26 protein-coding genes are annotated in these 26,589 nt (G+C 68.6%); 18 read left to right on the forward strand and 8 right to left on the reverse strand.

The genetic code is table 11. From position 1 onward, the window contains the following. Positions 1 to 11 precede the first annotated feature (11 nt). From radA to ACWPKK_RS05080, 4 genes are all read left to right on the forward strand, one after another. Positions 12 to 1,460, forward strand: a complete 1,449-nt coding sequence (radA, locus tag ACWPKK_RS05065) for a DNA repair protein RadA (RefSeq protein WP_324871376.1) — start codon at positions 12 to 14, stop codon at positions 1,458 to 1,460. Between the two features lie 41 nt (positions 1,461 to 1,501). Further along, positions 1,502 to 2,191: a CvpA family protein gene (locus tag ACWPKK_RS05070; RefSeq protein ID WP_324871377.1), complete on the forward strand. Its 690-nt coding sequence runs from the start codon at positions 1,502 to 1,504 to the stop codon at positions 2,189 to 2,191. 103 nt (positions 2,192 to 2,294) lie between these two features. After that, positions 2,295 to 3,743: an amidophosphoribosyltransferase gene (gene purF, locus ACWPKK_RS05075; RefSeq protein WP_452001479.1), complete on the forward strand. Its 1,449-nt coding sequence runs from the start codon at positions 2,295 to 2,297 to the stop codon at positions 3,741 to 3,743. 79 nt (positions 3,744 to 3,822) lie between these two features. Continuing rightward, positions 3,823 to 4,530 (forward strand): SDR family NAD(P)-dependent oxidoreductase, encoded by a 708-nt coding sequence (locus ACWPKK_RS05080; RefSeq protein WP_452001481.1) that lies wholly within the window; start codon positions 3,823 to 3,825, stop codon positions 4,528 to 4,530. A 111-nt stretch (positions 4,531 to 4,641) separates the two neighbouring features. On the opposite strand, the gene ACWPKK_RS05085 is transcribed toward ACWPKK_RS05080, so the two are convergent. The 3 genes from ACWPKK_RS05085 to purM form a co-directional block, all read right to left on the reverse strand. Continuing rightward, positions 4,642 to 4,785 carry a hypothetical protein gene (locus ACWPKK_RS05085; RefSeq protein ID WP_324871380.1) on the reverse strand — a complete coding sequence of 48 codons (144 nt, stop codon included), beginning with the start codon at positions 4,783 to 4,785 and terminating at the stop codon, positions 4,642 to 4,644. Between the two features lie 124 nt (positions 4,786 to 4,909). After that, the gene (gene purN / locus ACWPKK_RS05090) at positions 4,910 to 5,563 is read right to left on the reverse strand and encodes a phosphoribosylglycinamide formyltransferase (protein WP_452001483.1); all 654 of its coding nucleotides are present in this window, start codon (positions 5,561 to 5,563) and stop codon (positions 4,910 to 4,912) included. Between the two features lie 22 nt (positions 5,564 to 5,585). Next, positions 5,586 to 6,647, reverse strand: a complete 1,062-nt coding sequence (purM, locus tag ACWPKK_RS05095; protein WP_452001485.1) for a phosphoribosylformylglycinamidine cyclo-ligase — start codon at positions 6,645 to 6,647, stop codon at positions 5,586 to 5,588. 97 nt (positions 6,648 to 6,744) lie between these two features. Here purM and ACWPKK_RS05100 point away from each other — a divergent pair, with 97 nt between their 5' ends. The 7 genes from ACWPKK_RS05100 (at position 6,745) to ACWPKK_RS05130 (ending at position 14,115) form a co-directional block, all read left to right on the forward strand. Further along, positions 6,745 to 8,124 (forward strand): DUF2066 domain-containing protein, encoded by a 1,380-nt coding sequence (locus tag ACWPKK_RS05100; RefSeq protein ID WP_452001486.1) that lies wholly within the window; start codon positions 6,745 to 6,747, stop codon positions 8,122 to 8,124. After that, on the forward strand, positions 8,121 to 8,681 hold the full coding sequence (locus ACWPKK_RS05105; protein WP_324871384.1) for a CDP-alcohol phosphatidyltransferase family protein: 561 nt from the start codon (positions 8,121 to 8,123) through the stop codon (positions 8,679 to 8,681). The genes ACWPKK_RS05100 and ACWPKK_RS05105 overlap by 4 nt, the downstream gene beginning before the upstream one ends. Continuing rightward, a complete protein-coding gene (locus ACWPKK_RS05110; protein ID WP_324871385.1) occupies positions 8,678 to 9,745 on the forward strand; it encodes an AI-2E family transporter in 1,068 nt (355 codons plus the stop codon). Before ACWPKK_RS05105 ends, ACWPKK_RS05110 begins: the two co-directional genes overlap by 4 nt. Before the next feature lie 13 nt (positions 9,746 to 9,758). Further along, positions 9,759 to 10,481 carry an HdaA/DnaA family protein gene (locus tag ACWPKK_RS05115; RefSeq protein WP_452001488.1) on the forward strand — a complete coding sequence of 241 codons (723 nt, stop codon included), beginning with the start codon at positions 9,759 to 9,761 and terminating at the stop codon, positions 10,479 to 10,481. A 21-nt stretch (positions 10,482 to 10,502) separates the two neighbouring features. Next, the gene (locus tag ACWPKK_RS05120) at positions 10,503 to 11,291 is read left to right on the forward strand and encodes an SDR family oxidoreductase (RefSeq protein ID WP_452001490.1); all 789 of its coding nucleotides are present in this window, start codon (positions 10,503 to 10,505) and stop codon (positions 11,289 to 11,291) included. A gap of 207 nt (positions 11,292 to 11,498) precedes the next feature. Continuing rightward, the gene (locus ACWPKK_RS05125; protein ID WP_324871388.1) at positions 11,499 to 11,981 is read left to right on the forward strand and encodes a MarR family winged helix-turn-helix transcriptional regulator; all 483 of its coding nucleotides are present in this window, start codon (positions 11,499 to 11,501) and stop codon (positions 11,979 to 11,981) included. A gap of 769 nt (positions 11,982 to 12,750) precedes the next feature. Continuing rightward, the gene (locus ACWPKK_RS05130; protein ID WP_324871389.1) at positions 12,751 to 14,115 is read left to right on the forward strand and encodes an ATP-binding protein; all 1,365 of its coding nucleotides are present in this window, start codon (positions 12,751 to 12,753) and stop codon (positions 14,113 to 14,115) included. A 75-nt stretch (positions 14,116 to 14,190) separates the two neighbouring features. Here ACWPKK_RS05130 and hutG read toward each other — a convergent pair whose 3' ends face one another. After that, positions 14,191 to 15,015, reverse strand: coding sequence for an N-formylglutamate deformylase (gene hutG, locus ACWPKK_RS05135; RefSeq protein WP_452001492.1), 825 nt, complete (start codon positions 15,013 to 15,015; stop codon positions 14,191 to 14,193). A gap of 383 nt (positions 15,016 to 15,398) precedes the next feature. Here hutG and ACWPKK_RS05140 point away from each other — a divergent pair, with 383 nt between their 5' ends. The 5 genes from ACWPKK_RS05140 (at position 15,399) to ACWPKK_RS05160 (ending at position 20,395) form a co-directional block, all read left to right on the forward strand. Then, the gene (locus tag ACWPKK_RS05140) at positions 15,399 to 15,902 is read left to right on the forward strand and encodes a hypothetical protein (protein ID WP_324871391.1); all 504 of its coding nucleotides are present in this window, start codon (positions 15,399 to 15,401) and stop codon (positions 15,900 to 15,902) included. A 31-nt stretch (positions 15,903 to 15,933) separates the two neighbouring features. After that, the gene (locus ACWPKK_RS05145; RefSeq protein ID WP_452001493.1) at positions 15,934 to 17,157 is read left to right on the forward strand and encodes a hypothetical protein; all 1,224 of its coding nucleotides are present in this window, start codon (positions 15,934 to 15,936) and stop codon (positions 17,155 to 17,157) included. Positions 17,158 to 17,230: 73 nt separating this feature from the next. Continuing rightward, entirely contained in the window at positions 17,231 to 18,442 is a 1,212-nt protein-coding gene (locus tag ACWPKK_RS05150) for a glycosyltransferase family 4 protein (protein WP_452001495.1), read from the forward strand. Continuing rightward, a complete protein-coding gene (locus ACWPKK_RS05155; RefSeq protein ID WP_452001496.1) occupies positions 18,435 to 19,415 on the forward strand; it encodes a hypothetical protein in 981 nt (326 codons plus the stop codon). Before ACWPKK_RS05150 ends, ACWPKK_RS05155 begins: the two co-directional genes overlap by 8 nt. Continuing rightward, positions 19,412 to 20,395 (forward strand): glycosyltransferase family 2 protein, encoded by a 984-nt coding sequence (locus tag ACWPKK_RS05160; RefSeq protein ID WP_452001498.1) that lies wholly within the window; start codon positions 19,412 to 19,414, stop codon positions 20,393 to 20,395. The genes ACWPKK_RS05155 and ACWPKK_RS05160 overlap by 4 nt, the downstream gene beginning before the upstream one ends. On the opposite strand, the gene ACWPKK_RS05165 is transcribed toward ACWPKK_RS05160, so the two are convergent. The 4 genes from ACWPKK_RS05165 to ACWPKK_RS05180 all read right to left on the reverse strand — a co-directional run bounded on the left by ACWPKK_RS05165 (position 20,305) and on the right by ACWPKK_RS05180 (position 24,529). After that, entirely contained in the window at positions 20,305 to 20,772 is a 468-nt protein-coding gene (locus ACWPKK_RS05165) for a helix-turn-helix domain-containing protein (RefSeq protein WP_149223499.1), read from the reverse strand. The two genes, ACWPKK_RS05160 and ACWPKK_RS05165, sit on opposite strands and share 91 nt — an antisense overlap. A gap of 134 nt (positions 20,773 to 20,906) precedes the next feature. Next, positions 20,907 to 21,701, reverse strand: a complete 795-nt coding sequence (locus tag ACWPKK_RS05170; RefSeq protein ID WP_452001499.1) for a glycosyltransferase — start codon at positions 21,699 to 21,701, stop codon at positions 20,907 to 20,909. Then, the gene (locus ACWPKK_RS05175; protein WP_452001501.1) at positions 21,698 to 23,677 is read right to left on the reverse strand and encodes an SLBB domain-containing protein; all 1,980 of its coding nucleotides are present in this window, start codon (positions 23,675 to 23,677) and stop codon (positions 21,698 to 21,700) included. The genes ACWPKK_RS05170 and ACWPKK_RS05175 overlap by 4 nt, the downstream gene beginning before the upstream one ends. A gap of 120 nt (positions 23,678 to 23,797) precedes the next feature. Further along, entirely contained in the window at positions 23,798 to 24,529 is a 732-nt protein-coding gene (locus ACWPKK_RS05180; protein WP_452001502.1) for an SLBB domain-containing protein, read from the reverse strand. Between the two features lie 313 nt (positions 24,530 to 24,842). Between ACWPKK_RS05180 and ACWPKK_RS05185 the strand changes: the two genes are divergently transcribed. Both ACWPKK_RS05185 and ACWPKK_RS05190 read left to right on the forward strand, forming a co-directional pair. Further along, positions 24,843 to 25,907 (forward strand): histone deacetylase family protein, encoded by a 1,065-nt coding sequence (locus ACWPKK_RS05185; protein WP_452001504.1) that lies wholly within the window; start codon positions 24,843 to 24,845, stop codon positions 25,905 to 25,907. 88 nt (positions 25,908 to 25,995) lie between these two features. Further along, positions 25,996 to 26,574, forward strand: coding sequence for a putative metalloprotease CJM1_0395 family protein (locus ACWPKK_RS05190; protein ID WP_452004719.1), 579 nt, complete (start codon positions 25,996 to 25,998; stop codon positions 26,572 to 26,574). Positions 26,575 to 26,589 lie beyond the last annotated feature (15 nt).

A 26,589-nucleotide genomic window follows, 5' to 3' on the forward strand; every position in this document is an offset into this window, starting at 1 on the left:
CTACCAGACCTTTGGCGAAGCCCACCACCCGATATGTCTGCCAGGCTTGCGGTGCCTCCTTCCCCAAATGGGCGGGCAAGTGCGACGCTTGCGGCGAATGGAACAGCCTCGTCGAGGAGGCCGCACCCGATAGTGCGCCCAAGGGGCTCGGGTCAGCCCGTGGCCGCCGCATCGACTTCGTCGGCCTTCATGGCAACAGCGAGGCGCCGCCGCGGCGCATGACCGGCATCGCCGAATTCGACCGCGTGTGCGGCGGCGGGTTGGTTCCCGGTTCGGCCATCCTGATCGGGGGCGATCCCGGCATCGGCAAATCGACCCTTCTGCTCCAGGCGATGGCCCGGCTGTCGCAGGACCACCGCTGCGCCTACGTCTCGGGCGAGGAGGCGGTGGATCAGGTGCGGTTGCGCGCCCAGCGCCTGGGCTGCGCGTCGGCTCCGGTGGATCTGGCCTCGGCCACCAGCGTGCGCGACATCGTCGCCTCGCTGGACGACGCCAAGGGGCCGGAGGTGATCGTCATCGATTCGATCCAGACCATGTATATGGACAATCTGGACAGCGCCCCCGGCACCGTTGCCCAGGTGCGCGCCAGCGCGCAGGAACTGATCCGCGTCGCCAAGCGGCGCGGCGTCGTCCTGCTGCTGGTCGGCCATGTGACCAAGGAAGGCATGATCGCCGGTCCCCGCGTGCTGGAGCACATGGTGGACACCGTCCTCTATTTCGAAGGCGAGCGCGGCCACCAGTTCCGCATCCTGCGCGCGGTGAAGAACCGCTTCGGCCCGACCGACGAGATCGGCGTGTTCGAGATGGGCGACGCTGGCCTCGGCGAGGTCGCCAACCCGTCGGCCCTGTTCCTGGCCGAGCGGCGCGGCGACGTATCCGGCGCCGCCGTCTTCGCCGGGATGGAGGGCACCCGCCCCGTCCTGGTCGAAGTGCAGGCGCTGGTCGCCCCGTCGCCGCTCGGCACGCCGCGCCGGGCGGTGGTCGGCTGGGACTCGGCCCGCCTTGCCATGGTCCTGGCGGTGCTGGAGGCCCGTTGCGGCGTGCAGATCGGCGCCAACGACGTCTATCTGAACGTGGCCGGCGGCCTGCGCATCACCGAACCGGCCGCCGACCTTGCGGTTGCCGCGGCCCTCGTCTCGTCGCTGACCGGGGAGCCGGTTCCGGCCGACGCGGTGGTGTTCGGCGAGATCGGCCTGTCGGGCGAGGTCCGCGCCGTCGGCCAGAGCGACACGAGGCTGAAGGAGGCGGCGAAGCTCGGCTTCTCCTCCGCCATCTTCCCGGCGAGACGGACCGGCAAGAAGGGCAGCCGCGGCGACAACGGCCTCAAGACGGTCGAACTCCAGCAGTTGGGCGAGCTGATGCCGCTGTTCCAGGCGCAGGGCTCCTCCGGCCGTCCGCCCTCGCGACGCGGCCATGACGACAACGACACGCGCCGCTGGCGCGACGACGAATTCATCTGACGCCACCCCTCAATCGGCATCTCAATTATCGGCACAGGGCAATGGACAACCTTCCCGTCAATCCGGTGGACATCGTCGTCATCGCCGTCCTGCTTCTGTCGGCGCTTCTCGCCTTCAGCCGCGGCATGGTGGCCGAAGTGGTGTCGGTCGCCGCCTGGGCCGGCGCCGCGGTGATCACGCTCTACGCGCTGCCCCATGTCCTTCCCTACGCGCAGATCTATATCCGGTTCGAGATGCTGGCCTACGCCGCTTCCGCGGTCGGGGTGTTCATCATCGCGCTGATCGTGCTGTCCCTGTTGGGCCGCAGCCTGTCGCGCGGGGTGCAGGCCTCGGCCCTGTCGGCGCTGGACCGCACGCTGGGCTTCGTCTTCGGTTTGGTGAAGGGCGGCGTGCTGGTGTCGATCGCCTACCTGTTCTTCCTGTGGCTGGTGCCCAACCCGGCGGAACAGCCGGTCTGGCTGCAGGAGGCGAAGACACGTCCATTCCTCGCAAAGGGGGCGGAGACTCTCTACGCCTTCGTTCCGGAGAACCTGCGCAGGGAAGGGCTCGGCCAGATGGACATGGCGCGCGACCGCGCACGTCAGGCGATGGAGGCCAAGCAGGCGCTCGACCGCCTGTCGACGCCGGTACCCAGCCCCGCGAAGACCGGGGGTGCACCGGCACCCGATACCGGTTATAAGGACCGCGACCGCGCCGACCTTGAAAGGCTGATGCAGAACAACGCCCGCTGAGCTTGACCGCTCGGTTTCGGCGCTATCGACGTTTGTGGACCGTTTCTTTCCGTTGCATGTGCTGACGCGCCCCCGGCGCCTCTTGGACGAAGGACTTCTGGTGATGCTGACGACGCATCCGTTCGACGACGACAAGCTGCGCGAAGAGTGCGGCGTGTTCGGCATCTACGGCAACCCGCAGGCGGGCGCCATCACGGCGCTGGGCCTGCATGCCCTGCAGCACCGCGGGCAGGAGGCGGCGGGCATCGTCAGCTTCGACGGCGGCCGCTTCCACCTGCAGCACACGCTGGGCCTGGTCGGCGACCATTTCAGCTCTGAGGCGATCATCGCCAAGCTGAAGGGCGCCAGCGCCATCGGCCACGTGCGTTACGCCACCACCGGCGACACCTCGATCCGCAACGTCCAGCCGCTTTATGCCGATTTCGAGTTCGGCGGCTTCGCGTTGGCCCACAACGGCAACCTGACCAACGCGCAGACCCTGCGCCGCCAGCTGGTCCGTCGTGGCTGCCTGTTCCAGTCCTCCACCGACACCGAGGTGATCGTCCACCTGATGGCGACGGCCCGCGGCGGCTCGCCGGTGGATCGCCTGATCGAGGCGGTCCGGCAGGTCGAGGGTGCCTTCTCCCTGGTGGCGCTGACCTCCAAGGAAGTGATCGGCGTGCGTGACGCTCTCGGCGTCCGTCCGCTGGTGCTGGGCAAGCTGGGCGACACCCACATCCTGGCGAGCGAGACCTGCGCCTTCGACATCGTCGGTGCCGAATATGTCCGCGACGTCGAGCCGGGCGAGATGATCGTCATCGACGCCGGCGGCGTGCACAGCCTGCGCCCGTTCCAACCGCAGCAGCGCCGCCTGTGCATCTTCGAGTACATCTATTTCGCCCGTCCCGACAGCGTGATGGAGGGCACCTCCGTCTACGAGGCGCGCCAGCGCATCGGCCGTGAGCTGGCCCGCGAGGCCGGTGTCCCCGCCGACGTGATCGTGCCGGTCCCCGACAGCGGCGTGCCCGCGGCGCTGGGCTATGCCCAGGAAGCCGGCGTGCCCTTCGACCTCGGCATCATCCGCAACCACTATGTCGGCCGCACCTTCATCGAGCCGACCGACCAGATCCGCCATCTGGGCGTGAAGCTGAAGCACAACGCCAACCGCGCGATGATCGTAGGCAAGCGCGTCGTGCTGGTGGACGACTCGATCGTCCGCGGCACCACGTCGAAGAAGATCGTCGAGATGGTGCGTGCCGCCGGTGCCGCCGAGGTGCACATGCGCATCTCCAGCCCGCCGACCTCGCACCCCTGCTTCTACGGCATCGACACGCCGGAACAAGGCAAGCTGCTGGCCCACCGCATGACGGTGGAGCAGATGCGCGAGTTCATCCAGGCCGACAGCCTCGCCTTCATCTCGCTCGACGGCCTTTATCGGGCGATGGGCGATGAGAAGCGCGATCCGGCAAAGCTCGGATACTGCGACGCCTGCTTTACCGGCGATTACCCGATCCCGCTGACCGACGCGCTGGAAAATCCGCCCGTCGAGGCGAACGTCGCCGTCCGCGCCTGACCCCAAAACCCTCCCCCCGCAACGGGGGAGGGTTTTTCGTATGTGAACGAACAATAATCCCAGGAAACGAGTCGTCCCCATGTCCCGTCTCTCCGGCCGCATCGCCCTCGTCACCGGCGCATCGCGCGGCATCGGCGCCGCCGTCGCCAAGCGCTTTGCCGCCGAAGGCGCCCATCTGGTCCTGGTCGCCCGCACCGTCGGCGGGCTGGAGGAGACCGACGACGCCATCCAGAAGATCTCCGGCCAGTCGGCGACCCTGGTGCCGATGGACCTGCGCGACTACGACAAGATCGACCAGCTCGGCCACGCGCTGTATGAGCGGTTCGGCAAGCTGGACGTGGTCGTCGGCAATGCGGGCGCGCTGGAGGCGCTGGGCCCGGTCGCACAGTATGATCCGAAGCTGTGGTCGCGGGTGATGGACCTGAATGTGACGGCGAACTATCGCCTGATCCGCTCGATGGATCCGCTGCTGCGCGCGTCCGGCACCGGCCGCGCCGTCTTCGTCACCTCTGCCGCGGCCAAGGCCCCGCACCATTACTGGATGCCCTACGGCGCCAGCAAGGCGGCGCTGGAGATGATCGTCAAGACCTATGCGATGGAAGTCGCCAGTTCCAGCGTGCGTGTCAACCTGATCGATCCGGGCGTGGTCGCGACCAAGCTGCGCACCCAGGCCTTCCCGGGTGAGGATCCGACGAAGATCACCCAGCCCGATCAGGTGACCGAGCGATTCGTGGAACTGGCCGAGGCCGGCTGCACCAAGCACGGCGAACTGGTTCTGGCGCAGTAACCGGCCCCGACCCGTTGTCGTAGGACCTTCCTCCCGATCCTTCCCCGGCACCGGCAGACGCCGGGCGGGGAAGGATGGATGGAAACGAATGCGCGTTCCGGCCTTCCGCCTTTACAGCGTGAAGATCGCCAGCAGAACCAGCACCGCGATGACGCCCGCGATGCTGAGCTTCATGAATTTGGTGAAGGCGATCCAGGTCGCCTGATGGGTACGTACGGTCTCTTCACTGACCGGGTTGGGACTCACGGCCGCCATATCGATCAACCCTCCAACAGTTTCTTTTGCCCGCAATTCTGACGCAGGCGTACGGAAACGCAACAGATTCCGAGCGGAACCGTCAACTATGCCGGAAGGGTAGGGGCCGGAAGGAAGAACCCGCCTAAAGGGGCGGGTTGAGAACGGTCGCCAGTTCAGGCAGCGGCCCGTCGATCCGCACCAGATCGCCGTCGACGCGGGCGCGACCCTCCGCGATCAGGCGGACGGCATGGGGATAGAGCTTGTGCTCCGCCTCCAGCACCCGGTCGGCCAGACGATGGGCATCATCGCCGGGCAGGACCGGAACGGCGGCCTGCGCGATGATCGGACCATCGTCCATCGCCGGGCGGACATGATGGACGGTGCAGCCATGGAAACGGACGCCGGTGGCCAGCGCCCGCTCATGGGTATCCAGGCCCTTGAAGGAGGGCAGCAGGGACGGGTGGATGTTGATGAGCGCATCCTGCCAGCGCCCGACGAACCAGGGCGACAGCAGCCGCATGAAGCCGGCGAGGCAGACCAACTCGACGCCGGCCTGCCGCAGTTGGGCGTCCATCGCCGCCTCGAAGGCCGGCTTGTCGCCGGGATAGTCGCGGTGGCTGACCACCGCGGTGGCGATCCCGGCCGCGGAGGCACGTTCCAGGCCGAAGGCATCGGCCTTGTTGGACAGCACCAGCGCGATCTCGGCCGGGAAATCGGGCGCGGCGCAGGCGTCGATCAACGCCTGCAGATTGCTGCCGCGCCCCGAGATCAGGACGCCGAGCTTCAACTTGCTCATCGAACCTATCCTTGGGCGTCCCTTACGCGGTCCAGGCCGCGTCCATGCCATCGACGGTCACGCGGGCGTCGCCGTCCTTCAGCGCGGTGACGGTGCCGACGGTGTAGACCGTCTCGCCGCCCTCGCGCAGGATGTCGATGGCCTCGTTCGCCTTGTCGGCGGGAACCACCACGACCATGCCGAGGCCGACGTTGAAGGTGCGCGCCATCTCGTAGGGAGCGATGCCGCCGGTCTTCATCAGCCAGGAGAAGACGGGGGGCAGCGCCCAGGTCGAGGCGTCGAGCACCACACCCAGCCCGTCGGGGAGGACGCGCGGAATGTTCTCGATCAGGCCGCCGCCGGTGATGTGGGCCATGGCACGGACCGTGCCGGCGCGCACCGCCTTCAGCGTGCTCTTCACATAGATGCGGGTTGGCGTCAGCAGAGCCTCGCCCAGCGACTTCGACTCGTCCCACGGGCAGGCGGCGTCATAGCCGAGTCCCGACTTCTCCACCAGCTTGCGCACCAGCGAATAGCCGTTGGAATGCACGCCGGTGGACGCGAGGCCGAGAACCACGTCGCCCGCCTGGACGGTGGAACCGGTCAGGGCGTGCTGGCGTTCCACGGCACCGACGGAGAATCCTGCGAGGTCGTAATCACCTTCGGAATACATGCCCGGCATTTCGGCGGTCTCGCCGCCGACCAGCGCGCAGCCGGCCTGACGGCAGCCTTCGGCGATGCCGGCGACGATGTCGCGTCCGGCAGCCACGTCGAGCTTGCCGGTGGCGTAGTAATCCAGGAACAGCAGCGGCTCCGCGCCCTGGACCACCAGATCGTTGACGCACATGGCGACGAGGTCGATACCGACGGTGTCGTGGCGGTTGGCGAGAATCGCCACCTTCAGCTTGGTGCCGACGCCGTCGGTCGTCGCGACCAGGAGCGGATCCTGGTAGCCGGCGGCGCGCAGGTCGAACAGGGCGCCGAAGCCGCCCAGGCCCGCGTCGGAGCCGGAACGCGCGGTGGAGCGGGCAAGGGGCTTGATCGCTTCGACAAGCGCGTTGCCCGCATCGATGTCCACACCGGCCTGCTTGTAGGCGTCGGACATGTTATAGGACTGGGTGCTGATGGTATCCTCGCTTGGGCTGAGCTATATACCGGGCCTTGGGCTCGGGCCGAACATACTCGAATCGGAAGGCTTTGCAATGCTCCACCGCCGCCGCGCGCCGCTCCTCGCCGGTCTTGCTGCCATGTCCACCGCTCTGGTCCTGACCATGACCGGGCCGGCGGGTGCGCAGACCGGTTCCCCGCCGCCGGCCGCCGCCTCTGCCGCCGCCTCTGCCGCCATGCCGTCCGCCTCCGACCCGTTCGCGGTGTCGGGCGTCCGGGTCGACATCAACGGCAGCAATCCGACCACGGTCCGCGACCAGGCGATCCGAGAGGCGCAGGCCAAGGCCTGGGCGGAGCTCTATCGCCGCCTCGTCCCCGGCGGCACCCCGCCGCGCCTGTCGGACAACGAGATCGCCAGGCTGGTCCAGGGCTTCGAGATCGACGAGGAAAAGGTGTCGGCCAGCCGCTATGTCGGCGCCATCACCGTGCGGTTCCGCCCCAATGCGGTGCGCGACGCGCTCGGCCAGAGCGGCGGCGCCACCCAGTATGTCGAGCCGCCGTCGCGTCCCTTCGTCATCCTGCCGGTGACCCAGACCGAAGGGCGCACCATCCTTTGGCAGGACCGCACCCCCTGGCGCGCGGCATGGGAAGCGCGGCAGCCCGCCGCGTCCCTGGTGCCGCTGGTCGTGCCGGACGGCGAACTGACAGACGCGCAGGCGATCAGCGGCGAGGACGCCATCGCCGGCAATGCCGAGGCGCTGGGCCGCATCGCCCAGGCCTACAAGGCCGGCGGGGTCGTCGTCGCCCGCACCGATCTGCCGGCCAACGGCCCGGATCCGGCGCGCGGCATGACGGTGGACGTCACCCGCTACGGGCTAGACGGCACGCGCGACAATCAGGTCGTGCAGGTGAAGGGCGGCAGCAGCGCCGACGACGTGCTGACCCGCGCGGTCGCCGCGGTCGGCACCCAGCTGGACGACTCCTGGCGGCGCGAGCACACCACGGCGACCGGCCCGGAGCACAACACCCTGGTCCGCATTCCGCTGTCGGCGGTGAACGACTGGGTGGAAACGCGCAAGCGCCTTTCCTCCGTCAATGCGGTGACCCGGACCAACCTCATGTCGATCAGCCGCAGCGAGGCGCTGATCACCCTGACCCATCGCGGCGATCCCGACCAACTGGCCCAGGCGCTTGCCCGCCAGGATCTGGGCCTTGCGCGCACGGCCGCGGCGTCTCCGGCCGCCTATCCCGCTGCGCCGCTGCCGGTTCCCTCCGCCGATTGGCAGCTGACGCTGCTGCCGCGCGGGTCGGGAGCCGCGTCGGCCGGGGCCGTTCCGTCCTCCGCTTCGCCGGCCGCATCTCCAGTCCCGGCCTCGCCGACGTCGCTGGCGCCATCGGCGCCGCTCGATGCCGGCGGCACGCTGGGCGCTCCGCCGCGCAATCTGGGAACGCTGCCGGCCAAGAGCGCGCCGTGAGCGTTCCGAACATCATCACCTTCCTGCGCATCGTGGCGGTTCCGGCCGCGATGTACATGATCCTGACCGGCAAGATGGAGTGGGCCTTCGCCCTCTTCGTCGCCGCCGGCCTGTCCGATGCGCTGGACGGCGCCATCGCCCGCATGTTCCGGGCGCGTACGGTGTTGGGCGGCTACCTCGATCCGCTGGCCGACAAGGCGCTGATCGTCGGCGTGTACGTTGCGCTGGCCTGGGTCGGATCGATCCCGCTGTGGCTGGCGATGATGGTGATCTTCCGCGACATCATGATCATCGGCGGCGTCATCCTTCTGTTCACGCTGAAGGAGACCTTGGCGATGCAGCCGCTCTACGTCAGCAAGGTGAACACGGTGGTGCAGATCGCGCTTGCCGCCGCGGTGCTGGCGCCGCCGGCGCTGGGCCTGCCGGAAATCCATCTGTACGGGTGGGAGCTGGTAGACGTGCTGGTGTACGCCTGCACGGTGACCACGGTGTTGTCCGGACTGCTGTACGCACGGCGCGGTGCCCTGCTGTTCAACCGGCTCGGCGGCGTTCCGTGACGTCGGCCAAGCAGCTCCGTTTCTGGCTGATCGGGCTCGGACTGTTCGTCCTTGCGCTGTGGCTGCTGGCCGACATGCTGCTGCCCTTCGTGGTGGGGCTGGCCATCGCCTATCTGCTCGACCCGCTGGTCGACCGGCTGGAGCGGGCGCGGCTGCCGCGCTGGCTCGGCACCACGCTGGTGCTGCTGGGATTCCTGCTGGTCCTGGTGCTGATGGCGCTTCTTCTGGTGCCGCTGGTGCAGGGGCAGATCTCCCACCTGCTGGAGGTGCTGCCGACCTACGCCACGCTGGTGAAGGAGCGGCTGATCCCGGCGCTCGACCGCTTCATCCATCGGCTTCCTGCCGACGATGTGGAGCGGCTGCGCGCCGCCGCCGGTAATTATGCCGGCGAGGTGGCGGGGATGGTCGGTCGCATCGTCAGCCGCATCCTGTCCGGCGGCGTTGCCGTGTTCGACATCGTGACCCTGATGTTCATCACCCCCATCGTCGCCTTCTATCTGATGCGCGACTGGGACGTGATGGTGGGGAAGGTCGATTCGTGGCTCCCTCGCCAGCACGCCGAGACGGTGCGCGAGCAGGCGCGCGAGGTGAACGTGACCCTGTCCGGCTTCGTGCGCGGGCAGGCGATGGTCTGCCTCGTGCTGGGCGTCTTCTACGCGCTGGCGCTGTCGGCGGCGGGGCTGGATTTCGGGCTGGTGATCGGCCTGATGGCCGGGATCCTGTCCTTCATTCCCTATGTCGGCAGCCTGTTCGGCTTCGTCGCGAGCACCGGGCTTGCCCTGCTGCAGTTCGACGAGCTTTGGCGGGTCGCCGTCGTGGTGGGCATCTTCCTGTTCGGGCAGGCGGTGGAGGGCAATGTCCTGACGCCGAAGCTGGTCGGCGACAAGGTCGGGCTGCATGCGGTCTGGGTGATGTTCGCCCTGCTGGCCGGCGGCAGCCTGTTCGGATTCGTCGGCGTGCTGCTGGCGGTTCCGGTGGCTGCGGTGATCGGCGTGTTGACCCGCTTCGCGTTGCGACAGTATCTCTCAAGCCCGTACTACCGCGGCATCGACGCGGAACGCTGATGGGTGTGTCCGCATGAGCTTGCCGGCGCAGATACCGCTCGACCTCGGGCATCGGACGGCGATGGGCTGCGAGGACTTCCTCGTGGCGTCCAGCAATGCCGACGCGGTGGCCTGGCTCGACCGCTGGCCGTCCTGGCCCGCTCCGGCGCTGACCGTGTTCGGGCCGGCCGGCTGCGGCAAGACCCATCTGTCCCAGGTCTGGCGCGCCCGCAGCCATGCCGTCATCACCAGGGGCGATATGCTCGACTCGGGCGTGGTGCCAGGGCTGCTGGCGCCCACAAACGCCGTGGTGGTCGAGGATGCCGATGCGGTGTCCGGCAGGCCCGAGCGGGAAGAGGCGCTGTTCCACCTCTACAATCTCGCCCGCGAGCAGCAGGGCCACCTTCTGCTGCTGTCGCGCAAGGCGCCGTCGCGCTGGCGCACGCGGCTGGCCGATCTGCGGTCCCGCATCAAGGGGGCGCCGGCGGTCGAGGTTCGTCCGCCCGACGACGCGTTGCTGGCCGCCGTGTTGGTGAAGCTGTTCGCCGACCGGCAATTGCGGCCGGGGCTGGAGGTCATCACCTACCTGCTGGCGCGGATGGAACGGTCGCTGGACTTCGCCCGCCGGCTGGTCGCTGCACTGGACCACGCATCGCTCGCAGCCCATCGCGGCGTGACCGTGCCGTTGGCGCGCGAGGTCCTTTCGGAACTGCAACGGACGGAACCGCAACGATCCGGTTCCAAAACGACACGCTAAGAACATAAGGAAGGGACGAGCATGGACCTGGGTATCGCCGGCCGCCGCGCCATCGTCTGCGCCGCCAGCAAGGGGCTGGGCCGTGCCTGCGCCTTCGCGCTGGCCCGCGAAGGCGTGCATGTCACCCTGACCGCCCGCAACGCCGATGCGCTGGAGGCGACGGCGGAGGAGATCCGCAAGGCGACCGGCGCGACCGGCGCCACCGTCACCACCGCTGCCGGCGACATCACGACGGAAGAGGGACGGGCCGCGGCACTCGCCGCCTGTCCGGAGCCGGACATCCTGGTCAACAATGCTGGCGGGCCGCCGCCCGGCGATTTCCACGACTGGGACCGCGAGGACTGGATCCGCGCGTTGGACGCCAACATGCTGGCGCCGATCTTCCTCATCAAGGCGACGGTGGACGGGATGATCGCCCGCCGGTTCGGCCGGATCGTCAACATCACCTCGGCCGCGGTGCGGGCACCGATTCCGATTCTCGGTCTGTCGAACGGTGCGCGCAGCGGCTTGACCGGATTCGTTGCCGGACTGTCGCGCCAGACGGTGAAGCACAACGTCACCATCAACAATCTGCTGCCCGGCCCATTCGAGACCGACCGCCTGCGCAAGACTATGGAAGGCGGAGCCAAGGCCGCCGGTCGCAGCATCGACGAAGAGATGGACCTGCGCCGCAAGGGAAATCCCGCCGGTCGATTCGGTGATCCGGAGGAATTCGGGGCCGCCTGCGCCTTCCTCTGCGCTGCGAGTTCCGGTTTCATGACCGGCCAGAACATCCTTTTGGACGGCGGAGCCTACCCGGGCACCATGTAAAGGGGCGGTCGAGGGGCAGGAAAGCCCCCACGTCTCAAGTTTGTCCCTCCAATTCGCATCAAAATCCGCCCATCGTCACAGGCCATTAAGAAACGACCGCGGGAAGGGGGCTTCGGCACCGCTTCCCCGGTCCGCCGGTTCGCAAGCGCGGCGGTGCCGCGGCGACCGGACAACGGCTGAAAAGCCACTGGCACAGGAACGATGAGCATGCAGCAGAGCGTGGCGGCCCCCGCGGTCTACACCGACCTTGGCCGCGTCATGGAAAGCATCACCCGGCGCTTCCTCGACGTGCTTCGGATGGAACTGGCCCGGATCGGCGTGACCGACCTCAGCCCGACCCAGGCCCTGATGCTGCTGCACATCGGCACCGAGGAACTGTCGGTCCGCGATCTGCTGGAGCGTGGCTATTACCTGGGCTCCAACGCCTCCTACAATCTGAAGCACCTTGTGGAAGCCGGGTATGTCGACCGCAGCCCGTCCCTGCGCGACCGGCGGGCCGCGCGGCTCAAGCTGTCCGAACAGGGGCTGGCCACCTGCGAGGCGTTGAAGAAGCTGGAAACGGCCCGGGCCGACAGCCTGTTGCGCAGCGACAGCGACGGCGCCGATTTCGAGACCACCTACCGCACCCTGCGGCGGCTGGAGCGCGCCTGGACCGACCTGATCCGCTACGACGACGCCGATCCAGCCTGAGTTTCGGCCCGAAATTATCGAACGTCCGACACGTAATCTTATACCCACCTACCCGTTCGATCTGTGTCCGGGAGGGAACACCCGCGCCCATAACAGGAACATAGGAAGAACTGCGAAGTTGCCGTTCCACGTCTGTTCTGGTAGCTATACCGGAACAAGACACGAACAATGGAGGTTGGCATGTCGGTTCTGGCTTTCCTGCGTGAATGCATGACCCTCGCCCTGTTCCTCGCCGTGCTCTATGGCTGGGCAACGGTCGGGCCGATTCTGATCGGCTGAGCAGGCCTATGGCGTCGGGGCGCCTGCCCCTTCGGAAGAGGTCCCCGAACGAGGGATGCCGCGTCGGTATTATATCCGAAATCCCAGCCCACCCCGGCCGGCGCAGCGCTTACATCGGGAACACGCGGAACCGTTCCTGGCCCGACAGAGAAGCCGAAAGGGGAACGGTTCCGCGAACGCCGACAACGCGTGGGGATTGGGACGGATGCGGAATTTCTTTCGGAAGCGTCGTTCGGCCGCTGTGGCGGACGAACGGATGCCGGCGGCTGGCGGAGCGGGTCTCGGCGGTAGCGGACTTGGTGGCGGCCTTACCGGCAACGGGCTCACAGGCAATGGAATGGGCATGGCCGGACCGGGTATGTCGGGGCCGGGGATCTCAGGCCCTGGACCTGCCGCCGGCAACTTCCCCAATGCACCCGGATTCTCCCGGCCCGGCGGGACGCTCCTGCGTCCGGTCGATGGGGGACAAGGTCGGAGCGGGTTCGAGGCGATGCGCGGTCCCGCCGCGCCGCGTCTTCCCGACGTGATCGACAACGACGCCACCAGCGACCGTCGCGGCCACATGTTCCCACAGCCCGGAGGGCGCGAGGCGGAGAGCGAGCACGATCTGCCGCGCTTCACCATGTCGGTCAACGGCGGCTATCGCGGCGGCATGGGCGCCAACGCGCCAGCGATGCTGAAGGGGCTGACGCCGGAGCTGAACGGCCTGCTGCGCGAAGCCTTCACCCCGACGCGGCCGAAGCAGCAGCTGAACGGCTTGTTCATTGGCCGCAACGACACGCTTCGCCGCATCATTTCAGCGATCGAGGAGGAGCGGGCGCACGTCATCCTGTATGGCGACCGAGGCCGCGGCAAGACCTCCGTCGCCAACGCGATCGAGAAGATCGCCGGGCAGGCCGGCTATCTGTCGCTGAAGCTGACCTGCAGCGGCGAACTGAGCTTCGAGGACATCTTCAGGCACTTCCTGAAGAAAATCCCCTCCACCTACTACCGGTCCGCGCTCGACAACCCGTTCGCGGCCCGGCGCAACTTCGCCAGCCTGAACGAGCTGCTGCCGGACGGCACCTTCAGCGTTACCGAGCTGAACGAGGTGCTGTCGGGCATCCATGCGACCCATGTGCTGTTGATCCTGGACGAATACGACCGCGTCCTCGACGAGGATTTCCGCAACAAGCTGGCGGAGCTGTTCAAGAATCTCACCGACAGCTCGATCCCCGTCACGCTGTTGGTGGTCGGCGTCGCCGAGAACCTGGACCAGCTGCTGGGCAAGCATCCGTCGATCCAGCGGTCGCTGGTGCCGGTGCATCTGCCGCTGATGACCGATCAGGAGATCGGCCGGCTGATCCAGGCCGGTGCCCAGAATGCCGCGATCGAGTTCGCGCCGGATGTGGTGCGGCGGATCGCCGAATTCGTGCGCGGGCTGCCTTACTACGCACAGCTGCTCGGCCTGCACGCGGCGCGCAGCGCCGTCAGCCGCGGCAGCAAGTTGGTGGAGCGGCCGGATCTGGCCTATGCCGTCGCCCGCTGCCTGCAGGAGGCCGAGCGCGGCATCGTCGAGAGCTATGCCCGCGCACTGGCCGCCGACCGCCGCGCGGAGCTGGAGGACGCGCTGCTTGCCGCCGCCCTGTGCCCGGCCGATGCCTATGGCGTGTTCGACCCCAACGATCTGGCGGGCGACAGCGGCGAGTTGCCGAGTGCCGCGACGCTGGACCTGCTGAAACGCCTGACGCGCGAGGACCATGGCGGTGTCCTGGCCCCGGTGGTGGAACCGGGCCTGGAACGCTACCGCTTCCGCAATCAGATGATGCGCCAGTACGTCCTGATGCGTCAGGCGAGCGAGCGCGGCCAGATCTGATCCATCCCCGATCAGGCCGTCCTTCGGCCCTTCCCCGGCGACGGGGGAGGGCCACTCTTTATCAGGGAAGCCTCGTTACAGATAGGCCGCGCGGCGTTGGCCCGTGGCCTTCTGCCACGACCATTCGACGACCGCGCTCATCAGCCGCTCCAGCCCGGGCTTCACCTCGGCCGCCAGATCGGGGCGGAAGCGGTAGGGAGCATCCTCGTCCATGTAGGTGGACTGGGTCAGCTCCAGTTGGATGGCATGGATGTTCTCCTCCGGCTTGCCGTAGCTGCGGATGATGAAGCCGCCGCGCATACGGCCGTTCAACGCGGCGGAGTAACGTTCCGATGCCGAAAGGACGTTCATCAGACGCGCGACCAGCGGTTGGGCGGCACTGCTGCCGTCGCCGGTCCCCAGGTTGAAGTCGGGCAGGGTGCCGTCGAAGAATCGCGGAACCCGGCTGCGCACGGAATGGGCGTCGAACAGGACCGCGACCCCGAATCGGTCGCGCAGGGCGCGCAGCTCGTTGTGCAGCTGGTCGTGATAGGGGCGCCAGTAGGCGCCGACCCGCCGTTCGATCTCCACTTGTTCCGGTTCCTGACCGGCTTGGTAGATGGGCGCACGGTCGAAGGTGGTGAGCGGACAGATCTCCGTCGGGTCCAGGCCAGGCTGGGCGACGAGACCGTCGGGATCGCGGTTCAGGTCCACCACATAGCGCGAACACAGCGCGGTCAGGAAACCGATTCCGAGCGCCGGGGCGAAATGATACAACCGGTCCAGGTGTCGATCGACGTCGGGCTGTGCCTGCCCGTGTTCCGTCATCGTCGTGGCGATGTCCGGCGGAATCATCGTCCCGACATGCGGAATGCTGAGCAGGACCGGCGTTTCGCCTGGCTGGAAGCGGAAGGTTTCCATGGCTCGTCTCGTTACGGGAACGGCTGGCTCAGGGCTGTGTGCAGTGCGGCAGGGACAGCCGGTGGACTATGAGGCGCACTGCCGTATTCCGTCAAACACATTGCGTTTTTTTAAAACCTGCAGTGATGCCGCATGCATTGATTCCGCACATGGAGATCCTGTCCTTCTGGACCGAATTCCCTACAACAGCACACCGAATTGCCCGTTGACCGGAAGCTCGACTTGCCGGACACTCCCGCGCAATCGGCGACCGTCCGGCAGAAGGCGGCGCCCAGCACCGGATCAAGCTGTCCCCCGGCGACCGGCCCAAAGACTTCCAAAGCACACGGCGCCCCGATTTCGCAGCCCCGGTGACGAAGCAACGCAGCAGGGGAGAAGCGACCATGAACTCCGCCACCCGTCTTGGCGCGGCCATGCCCGGCCGGCGCCAGATCTTGTTGCCGCTTGCGCTGGCACCCGTCGCCGGCTGGGCCGTGTGGGCCGCCGGCACGCCCGATGCGCCCAACCACCCCGCCGGCCCCTTCCACCTGCCGCTGGACGAAACCACGGCGCTTTGGCGCGACCTTGGCGCGGTCCGGCTGGGGGGCTTGGCCGGCGATCCGCAGTTTCCGGTCAAGGTGTCTGCCCTGGACGGCCGTACCGTCACCGTCCGCGGCTTCATGGTTCCGTTGACCGGCGGCACCACCCACAACCGCTTCATCCTGTCCGCCAACCCCATGGGCTGTCCCGCCTGCGAAAGCCCCGGTCCGGCCGCCATGATGCATGTGCACTCCTCCATCGCGCTGCCTGCCACGCGGGAGCCGGTGACCCTCACCGGAACCCTGCGCCTGCGTCCGCAGGAAGGGCTGTTCTACCGGTTGGACCGCGCCGAACAGCGCTGGGCCTGAGCGGCCCCGACGCATCACCGCCGGTGCGGCGGTGACCGCCGCGACCGAACTGCGCTTGACTTCGGCGTGGGCCATGGCGGCGGCGCTGCTGATCTATGGCGGCATCAGCGTTCCGGCGCCGCCGTCCCTGCGCTGGGGCGAGGCCGCCATCGGCCTGCTGATCCTGCTGGCCATCGGCTGGAGACGGCCTCTGATGGTCGCGACCGGCCACGCCCTGCACGACTTGGGTGATGCGGCGTGGATGGCCGTTGCGGTCGCGGCGCTGGGCTGGCTGCTGTGGGTGCCGCTGCTGCGCGGCGCGGCATTGGGTTGGGAGGCGGCGGACATCCTGCGCGATGTGGTGCCGCTGTTCTATCTGTTCCTGCCCGTGCTGCTGGTTCCCGCCTTGCGGCGCGCCGGAACCTGGGGTGTGCGCCTTCTGGCCGGCGGGCTGACGCTTGCCGGGCTTCTGCTGGCATTGCGCTGGTGGAAGCAGGCGGAGTGGGGATTCGGTGCCGTCGGCACGCGGGCGATGGCGGACGGGGGCGCCTATCTGCTGAATGCCCCATCGGTGCTGTTCGCCGCGGTGGCATTGCCGGCGTTGGCACTGTCGCTGGTGGCGGTCGGGGGATCGTTCAGGCGCTGGATCGCGGCGTTCGCCTGCGCCGCCGGGGGATCGCTCTGCCTCGGCGCCCTGGCTGGGGCGGTCCACCGCACCGCCCTGGGGCTGTCGGCGCTGTCTCTGACGATTGTGGCCCTGTGGTGGGTGCGGCGACGCCCCTGGCTGGCGGTGCCGTTGCTGCTGGCAGCCGGTTTCGTCGTCCTTCCCGCCGGGGATGCGCTGGTCGGCGCTTGGCAACAGGTGGCGGAGAAGACCAGGCTGACCGGGGCGAACACGCGTTGGGAGGAAGCGGCGGTGGTGATCGACCATGCCGTCTCGTCGCCCTGCACCCTGCTGTTCGGCGATGGATGGGGAGCGCGCATCGCCAATCCGGCCGTCGGGGGATGGCGGGTCAGCTACACCCACACGCTGGTCAGCTACAGCCTGTTGAAGACCGGGCTTTCAGGCATGCTGGCGCTTGGAGCCTATCTGTGCGCCCTGGTTCGTCCCTGGCGCCGCCTGCTGGCGGAGGATCCGCCGCTGGCCATGGCGGTGGTGCCGCCGCTGCTCATGGCGCTCTGCCTCCACACCAGCTTCAAGTATCTCGACACCGGCGTCATCCTGTCGCTGATGCTTTTGGGGTCCGAACTCAGGAAAGGGTTGTCCAAGCCCTAGAGCACAAGCATACTTTCGCGTGCAATTCAGGCTTTGGTGCGCTGTGACGCTCGGCATACCTTCCATTCTGTTCGTGAATCGGGTGTTTCCGCCGGACCGCGGGGCGACCGGGCGTTGCCTCCATGATCTGGCGACCCGCATGGCGGATGCGGGCTGGCGGGTCACGGTGGTCGCGGACGGCCCGGAGTCGCGGGCCGATGCCCCGGATGGCATTGCGCTCCACCGGACCGGCGGCAGCGTGCCGGAGGGGGAGAGGCCGGACGCCCGTGCGTATATCGAGTCGCTGTGCCGTCTGACCGGACGCGCCCTGCGCCTGCCGCGCCACGACGTGGTGGTGACGATGACCGACCCGCCGATGCTGGCGCTGGCCGGGCCGATGCTGGCGGCACGCCATGGTGCGGCATCGCTGCACTGGTGCCAGGATCTCTATCCCGATCTGCTGCCGGTGCTGGGGGTGCGGATGCCGTCGATGCTGCACCGACTCGCCGGGAGGGGAATGGCCCGGTCCCTCCGCCGTCACGACGGCGTGGTCGCGATCGGACGCTGCATGCGCGACCGGATCGCGGCCATGGGCGTGATGGGGGAGCGGCTGAGCCTTCTGCCCAATTGGCCCGACCCCGCCATCCACCCTCTGCCCAAGGAGGGGGGCGGGTTCCGCAGTTCGCTGGGGGTGGTGGACGGGGACAGCCGCTTTCTGGTCGCCTATTCCGGCACGCTCGGCCTCGCCCACCCGATGGACGGCGTGCTGGAGGCGGCGGCGCGGCTGCAGGACAGCGACCCTGGTGTTCTGTTCCTGCTGACCGGGGAAGGGCGGGGATTCGCGGCGGTGAAGGGGGAGGCGCAACGCCGGGGACTGCGCAACCTGCGGCGCCTGCCCTGGCAACCGGCGGATCGGCTGGCGGAGAGCCTGTCGGCCGCCGACCTGCATCTCGTGACGATGCACCCGGCGGCGGAAGGCATGCTGGTGCCGAGCAAGCTGGCCGGCGTCCAGGCGGCGGGCCGCCCCTGCCTGTTCCTCGGTCCGCGGGGCAGCGAGGCCGCCGCGCGGGTTGCCGGCTGCGGACTGGTCATCGACCCGTTCGACGGTGCCGCCATCGCCGATGCAGTCCGGTCCTATGCCGCCGATCCGATGCGTTGCGCGGCGGAAGGCGCACGCGCCGCCGGCCAATCCGCGGTCTGGACGGCCGATCGGGCCGCCAACGCTTTCGCCGCAATCGCCGAAGGCCTTCTGCCGGCGCAGCGAATCCCCCAGACAATGATGACAAGGCCGTTGCCCCATGCCTGACGGCGCGCTGGGCCAACCCGATGCCATGACGCTGCGGCTCCCCGTGACGGGTGGGGAGGGCGATCTCCGCCGCCTTGTTCGCACGCTGCGGCAGGGCTGGCGCTGGCTCCTGTCCGGCGGCTTCGGCGGCATTGCGCTTGCGGTTTGCGCGCTGTGGCTGGTTACGCCGGCCTATACGGCGGCGATGGTGATCGGTCCTACGGCCCGGGTCGGTTCCGCCGCCATGGGCGCGCGCGTGCCCATGCTGAGCGGACGCGATTCCGCCGCGATGGCCGAACCTGGAGCCGGCGACGAATCGCTGTCGGATTTCGCCCGCTATCTGGAGCTTCTCGGTTCCGGCCCGGTGGCGGAGCAGCTGGCGCGCGATTCCAGGCTGCTGCAGGCCCTGTTCCCCGACCGCTGGGATGCGGAGACGCAAAGCTGGCGCCCGCCCTCCGGAGTGGTTCCGACTGTGAAGCGCGCGCTGCTCTCGCTGGTCGGCCGGCAGGATTGGGTGGAACCGGATGGAGAGCGGGTGGCGCGGGCCCTGCGCGACCGGCTGGTGATCGACATGCTGCGGTCGGGTCCGATGCGGCGGATCACGTTGCGCCATTCCGACCGCGCCACGGCGCTCGACCTGCTGGGCCGCGTCGCTGCGGCCACCGACGCCCATTTGCGGGCGGAGGCGGCACGGCGCAGCGCCGCCCAGATCGCCCACATCAAGGACCGGCTGGGTGCCGTCACCGTGGCTGAGCACCGGCAGGCCCTAAGCGACCTGCTGCTGGATCAGGAGCGCGTGGCGATGATGATCGGGGTCGATCTGCCCTTTGCCGCCGACATGATCCAGCCGCCCGGCGCCGCTTCCCTGCCGGACTGGCCGAACCCGGCGGTGGTCGTGCCGCTGGCGGGAATGGCCGGATTGATCGCTGCCTGCTTCTGCCTATCCGCCCGCCATGCCCTTCGGGACGGGCGCACGGGGGAGGAGGCGCGATGACTCCAATCCCCGTTTCCGTCGTGGTGATGACCCGCAACGAGGCCGCGAACCTCGTCCCTTGCCTAGCGGCGCTGACCCGCTTTGCCGAGTGCTTCGTCGTCGACAGCGGCAGCGAGGACGGAACGCCGCACATCGCGCGGTCCCTTGGCGCAAAACTGGTGCCCTTCCGCTGGAACGGCCGCTATCCGAAGAAGAAGCAATGGTGTCTGGACAGTCTGCCGCTGGCCCATGACTGGGTGCTGTTCGTCGATGCGGACGAACGGCCGACCACGGCGCTGGTCGATGAGATCGCGGGTCTGATGGCCGGCGGTCCGCGCCATTCCGCCTATTGGGTCGATGGCCGCCCGGTCCTGCGCGGCCGCGCGCTGCGCTTCGGCTGCTGGAACCGCAAGCTGGCCCTGCTCGACCGCCGCCATGTCCGCTTTCCCGATCTGCCGGACCTGGATGTCGCCGCCATGTGGGAGGTGGAAGGCCATTACCAGCCGCTGGTCGCCGGCACGACAGGGCGGCTGCGGCACCCGATGGACCATGGCGACGCCAAGCCGCCGTCCGCCTGGTTCGACCGGCACAACCGCTATTCCGACTGGGAGGCGGCCTTGCGTGCCGACGGCCGGATGGACCGGTTGATCGACGACGAGCCGGGCGATGGCGGAGTCCTGCGTCGGCGGACGCTGAAGCGATTGTTTCAGCGCCTGCCGGGCCGTCCGCTCTGGGCCTTCCTGCATGCCTATGTGCTGCGCCTGGGCGTCCTCGACGGCACAGCAGGGCTCGACCACGCGTTGGGACGCGCGTTCTACTACTGGCAGGTCGGGCTCAAGATGCGGGCTGCCGTGCAGGCGCAGGCTTCCGCCGCGCGCCTTCCGTCGGGCTGCTCCCCTTCGCCCGGCCCTTATTCCTCGACCAGCGCGATGCGGTCGCCGCCCAACGCCTTCAGCAGGTCGAAAGTGCGCTTGCGCACGCCCGGATCCTCGATCCGGTAATAGGCACGGACCAGTTCCAGCGTTTCACGGCGGGCCATCGATTCGAACTCGTCGGTCTCGCTCGCGCTTTCGGCCGGCGCCTCGGCGGCGATCTGGTCGGGAGACGGCATGTCGTCGAAGAAGTAGCTGACCGGAACGCCCAGAACCTGGGAGAGGTTGTAGAGGCGGCTGGCGCTGATGCGGTTCGACCCGCGCTCGTACTTCTGCAGCTGCTGGAAGGTGATCCCGACCGCCTCGCCCAGCTTCTCCTGGCTCAGGCCAAGCAGGGTGCGGCGAAGCCGCAGGCGGGCACCGACATGGATGTCGATGGGGTTGGGACCTTCGCCGCGGCGCGAGAGGGTGTGGGCGGGGGCGAGTTTGGTCTTGGTCGCGCTCATAAGTCGTACCTCGAAGGGAAAGCCGGAGGGAAGGCGCCGCGAGAATGCTTAGTTCAGAAAGTAAATTCTATGCAACCATTTGTGCGCATCAACGGTCCGTTTGGGTGGAAGTGGGAAGCCATGCACGAAAGACATTAAGTTTCCGGGCATCGGAAACGTAATTTCGCGTAAGCCGTGGGAAAATGATGACGCACTGCCAGCGCGACTCGTTGCAGTGCGGAAACCGCCGTCGCGCACACCGGGCTCTGCCCCAGATGCATGCGTCGAATCGCCTCCTGCTCACATCGGCCCGTGGCGGCATCGCGCTGCGACAGGCCGCCGGGGGCGAACAGGCATACGGGCAACCGCAGCCGGACCGCCGGTCCGCGACCCAGGGCGGCAAGCGTGAAGGCATAGTCGGCCGCGATCCTGAAAGCGGGATCGAAACGAAGACCCGAGAGCGCCTGTACGCTGTAGATCATGGCCTGATGGTGCGTGAACATGCCGAAGGGTGCCCAGCGGTGGGACCGCGCGCGCTTCAACAGGATACGTCCGTCGCTCTGCCGCTCCAGCGCATCGCCGTAAAAAAGGGCGGCACCGGGATGGCGGCCGGTGGCCTGCAGCAACCGGATGGCGGTGTCCGCAGCGGCCAGCCGGTCGCCGGCATTCAGGAACAGCACATGGCTGAAGCCGAGCCGCCGGGCGGTATCGAGCCCATCGTTCATCGCCGCATAGAGCCCCCGGTCCAGGGCGGACCGCCACCAGACCGGCAGATCGGCGTGGTCCGCCAGCCATTCCGCGGTGCCGTCGGTGGATCCGCCGTCGGCAACCAGCCAGGCGACCTGCGGCCCCAATTGCCCCCGCAAGCTCTCATGGGTGTCGATCAAGCCGGTGCGGTCGTTACGGACCACGGTCAGGATGGCAAGGCGGAGAGGGGGAGCCGTGGTCATCGTGCGATCACCGAAACGGAAGCGGCGGTGATGGCGAGTTGGCTCAGGATATTGCCGAAGGTCTTGGCGACGTCGAGTCCATCGAAAGGCCGCGGGTCGCGCGGCACCACCAGGATAGAACCGGGCGGAATTGCCTCCACCCGATGGTTCCAGGAGGACAAGGCCAACGGACGCGCCCGGCCGTCGGGCAGAACCAGGAAGCTGCGGCCGGTATCGGCATCACGGGTCGGTCCTCCGGCCTCGCTCAGGTAATCCTCCGCGCTCTTGCCGCTGACGAACTGTGCGGCGGTGGGGTGCAGGACCTCGCCGGCGACCGCGACGGTCAGCGGCCGCTTGGGGATCACGATGCGGTCGTCAGGCTCCAGCAGCGGATCCAACCCGGGCCGCGTGCGCAGGACCGCCGGATCCGCTTCCACCACCACGCGGCCGAGCGGTTCCGCACCGCGAAGCTGGGCGGCGAGCTGCCGGGCCAGCGCGACATTCTCCGCCTTTACCGGCTCGCCCTTTTCCACCTCCAGCGCCAGCGTGCGTTCCAGTTCCCGCGCCTGACGCTGGAACTGATCCTTTTCGCGGCGGCGCTCGCTCTCGCGGGTCAGGACGGCTCCGGCTGGATAGGCATCCTCCAGCAGGCCGCCGGCCCGTGCGATCAGGGAGGACAGCGTCTCATTGCGGCCGATATCGTACCGGCCGGGACGGCGCACCGCCCCATCGATGGCAACGGCGCGCGACTCCAGTGCCTGCGGCCGTGGATTGATCCGCAATGCATCGCCGAGTCCGGCAGTGTGCGCTCCGTCGCGGCCGAGATCGACGATGCTTCGGCTGCCGGTCGCAGCGGTCAGCTCCGCCGCAGCCGGATCGGCGTCGGCCGACAGCCCGCCCGCGACGGCGACCAGCGCGGACAGCGGCGTGCGGTCGGCGATTGGATAGCCGCCGGGATCGCGGACGGCGCCGCGCACCTGCACCGACCGCTCGCCGATCAACGCGACGATAGCGGGATCGAGCAATGCGGCCAGCATCGGCGGTTCGTCCGCCGCCTCTCCCTCGGCTGATGCGGTGGATTTGGCATTGGTGCCGGCGTCGGTGGGCTTCACCAGGCCGCGGATGTCGTCGGTGGCGAACAGGTGGATGCGGTCGCCGTCGACAAGTCCACGGTCGGCACGCCCGGCAGCCACCTCCTGCGGGGAGAAGGGCAGGTAGGCGCGTGTCAGGCTGCGCCGGTCATAGCGCTCCACGATCCCCAGCAACGGATAGACGTCGCGCTTCAGGGCTTTCCCCTCCGCCAACGCACTCCGCAGCGTGATCCCGGCGGTCAGGCGGCGAGTGCCTGGGCGGCGGACATGGCCGATCAGCTCAAATTGCGGTGCATCCGTTTCGACGATGGTCTCGCGGGCACCGGTGCTTGCCTCGTTGGCGGCGCCCACGACCGGATAGAAGCCGGGGCGCGGGACGCCGGACAGCCGAAGCACGGCATGGCGGAGCGCCAGGGGAAGCAGGTCGGGCACCGCGGCGAACAGCGGCGGGCAAGGGGCGCGTGAGCCGGTCAGCCCGGCGGCGGCGCGCGCCTGCGGTCCGGTGGCGAGCGGCCCATCGGGTTCTGCGGCAAGGATGCGGGCCAGCGCGACCAGACCGGGGCAGGCGCCCTCCGGCGGCTGCCGCTCCCCGCGAAGCAGGGCCAGAACCGGCTCCGCCGTCAGGAAATCGATGTCGCCCGCCCCCAGCACATAAAGGATGTCGCCCTCCGCCACCCGGCGGCGGTCTCGCCCGTTCAGCACGGCGGAGAGATCGACCGGGTGGAGGATTCGCGCCCCCGTGGCGGAGTCGCTGATCTCCAGTGTCGCGAAAGGCAGATAGGGGGCGGGCCGCAGATCGCTGCGGGAGAGCAGCCCGCCGATGGTCCCGCCCTGAGGAAGGGCGCGCGGACCGGGGCGCAGGACATGTCCCTCCAGCCGCACGTCATCCCGGCGGTCCTCGCGCATTGGGGCAAGCAGCAGCAGGTCGCCGTCGCCGAACCGGCGGGCATTGGCGTCTGCGACCTCCTCGGTCGTCTCCTCGCCGGACGGGCCGATGCCGAATCGCAGCAGCCGGGCACGGCCGGGTCACAACGCGCCGCCGGCCAGTTCGCGCAATTCGGCTGCCGACAGCGGACCGCTGCCGGGCGGCAGCTCATAGATGCCCGGCCGCTTGACCGGGCCGGCGACACCGATCGTGGCGCCCAGCGGTGGAACGAACAGGCGGTCGCCGTCGCGCAGCGGCTGATCGGCATTGCCCGCGTCCCCGGCCAGCTGCAGGGCATACAGATCCACGGCGATGCTGCCGCCTGCACGCATCAGGCGGATGGCACGCAAGCTGCCGCTGCGCTCCACCCCGCCGGCCGCCGACAGGGCGTCGAGAGCGGTGGCGAATGCGCTGACCTCCTGCCGTCCGGGACGCTGCACGACGCCGGTGACCACCACGCCGATCCGCCGCACCTCCGCCAGGGTGGCGAAGGCTTCCGTGTTGGGCCAGGTCGCGGCGACCGCAGCGGCAAGCTCCCGCCGGAGGGCATCCAGCGACAGGCCTGCGGCGGTGACCGGGCGCAGGTCGTCCACCACAAGCTGGCCGTTGCGGTCGATGGCGAATCGCTTGCTGAATGACTTCTGGCCGCGGAGAGTCACCGTCACCGCATCGCCGGTGTTCAGTACATAATCGCCCTGAACGGCACCGGGTGCGCTCTCGTCGGTCGCCACCGATTCTCGTGCGGGGGCGAACAGGTCGTAGCCGAACTGGCGTAGCGGTTCGCCGGCGCGGGCGGAAAAGGCGGCTTCCAGAGGTGAGATGGAAGGCGGCAAAAGAGTATCGCTTCGCGTCGGCCCGGCGGCAAACACGGCGCACGCCCACAGCAAAGGCACCGCCCCCGGTGCGAGACGGGCGAATATCCTGCACGCAGCAGCCAGCATCGATGTCAAATATCCTGTCATTCACCCGCCCTAAGCGAGCAAAAACCGGTGAACACTATCGAGTGTATTCAACTGGAAGGCAATGCTCTGCATCCAGGGCGCCATGCAAAAGGGTGGCATCCGTGCACTGGCAGGTGGGGATATGATGAACCGTCCGTCAGTCGCGCTGCTGCGGCGAGACCGTGGAGCGGCAAAGCACCGGCAGATGGCCGGAAAACACAAGGATGCCAGTGGCGTGATCGTCATCCACAGCGAAGAGCACCGGCTGCAGGCCGGCCGGTCCGAACTCAACGACGGCCAGCTCGTCCCCTGCTACGAGAAGCCGGCGCGTGCCGACATCGTGCGGGCGCGGATCGAGGTGTTGGGGCTCGGGCCCATCGTCGAACCCACCCGCCACGGCCTCGCCCCGTTGGAGCGGGTGCATGACGCCGGCTACCTCGGCTTTCTCCAGACCGCCTGGGACGAGTGGGTGAAGGAGCATGGCGCGGACATCGATGCGCTGCCGCTGAACTGGGTGGCGCCCGGCATGTCGCGGCGGCGGGTGCCGCGGTCCATCGACGGGCGACTCGGCTTCTATTCCTTCGATGCCGGGACGCCGATCACCGCCGGTACCTGGAAGGCGGCGACCGCCGCGGCGGACTGCGCGCTGACCGGCGCCGACCGGCTGCGGGCCGGCGATCGCAGCGCCTTCGCCCTCTGCCGCCCGCCGGGCCACCATGCCGGACATGCCTTCTACGGCGGCTACTGCTTCCTGAACAATGCGGCCATCGCGGCGCAGTGCTTGCGCGACGGCGGGGCCGCGCGGGTGGCGGTGCTGGACGTCGACTACCACCATGGCAACGGCACGCAGGAGATCTTCTGGGAGCGCGGCGACGTGCTGTTCGTGTCGATCCATGCCGATCCCATCGACGAGTTCCCCTATTTCTGCGGCCATGCCGACGAGACCGGCGCCGGGGCGGGGGAAGGGGCGAACCTGAACCTCACGCTGCCCTGGGGCACCGACTGGACCGGCTACGCCCAGGCGCTGGCCGCCGCCGCCGCGCGAATCCGGGAGTTCGGGGCGGACGCCCTGGTCCTGTCGCTGGGGGCGGACACCTATGGCGGCGATCCGATCTCCCGTTTCCGGCTGCTGTCGGAGGATTTCCTGCGCATGGGGTCCGCCATCGCCGGCATTGGCCTGCCGACGCTGTTCGTGATGGAGGGCGGCTATGCCGTCGACGATCTGGGCGTGAACGTCGCCAATGTGCTGACCGGCTTCGAGCAGGGTTGAGCAGGACCCGCGGGGACGGAACGGCCTTGCCGTTGCCCGTGAGGCCGATTCGTCCTAAATTGAACGGAGAACCGGACCCTTCTTGAGGATGTGGACGGTGGCCGCCGACCTTTCCATCTCCAGCCTGTCCATCGGGACCTACGGCACTCCGCGCAACCAGCCGCCTCGGGGCCAGGGACGCGGCCAAGGCACGGGCGCGTCCGGCGCGAAGGACGGCGGTGGGGCCACCGACACGGTGAGCCTGTCCGACGCGGCCCAGCAGCAGGTCCAGAAGCTCAAGCAGGTCGATGCCAACGTCCGCCAGCACGAGGCGGCGCATCAGGCGGCCGGCGGCAGTCATGCCGGCGGTGCGTCCTTCACCTACACGCGCGGGCCGGATGGCAAGAGTTACGCCACCGCGGGCGAGGTGCCGATCGACGTCAGTTCCGAATCGGAGCCGGCCGAAACCGTCGCCAAGATGGAACAGGTGAAGGCAGCCGCCCTCGCTCCCGCCGACCCCTCGCCGCAGGACATGCGCGTCGCCGCCCAAGCCGATGCGGCGAAGCTGCAGGCGCAGGCGGAGCAGCGCCGGCAGGGTGGGGACGCTGCGGCCGGACGCGCCGCCGCGGCCTATGGGGCGGCGCAGTCCCTGGGTTATGGCCAGGCAGGAAGGGGGCTGACGGTCTGAAGCGGTGCGGCAATG

This window comes from Azospirillum largimobile (genome assembly GCF_977007025.2).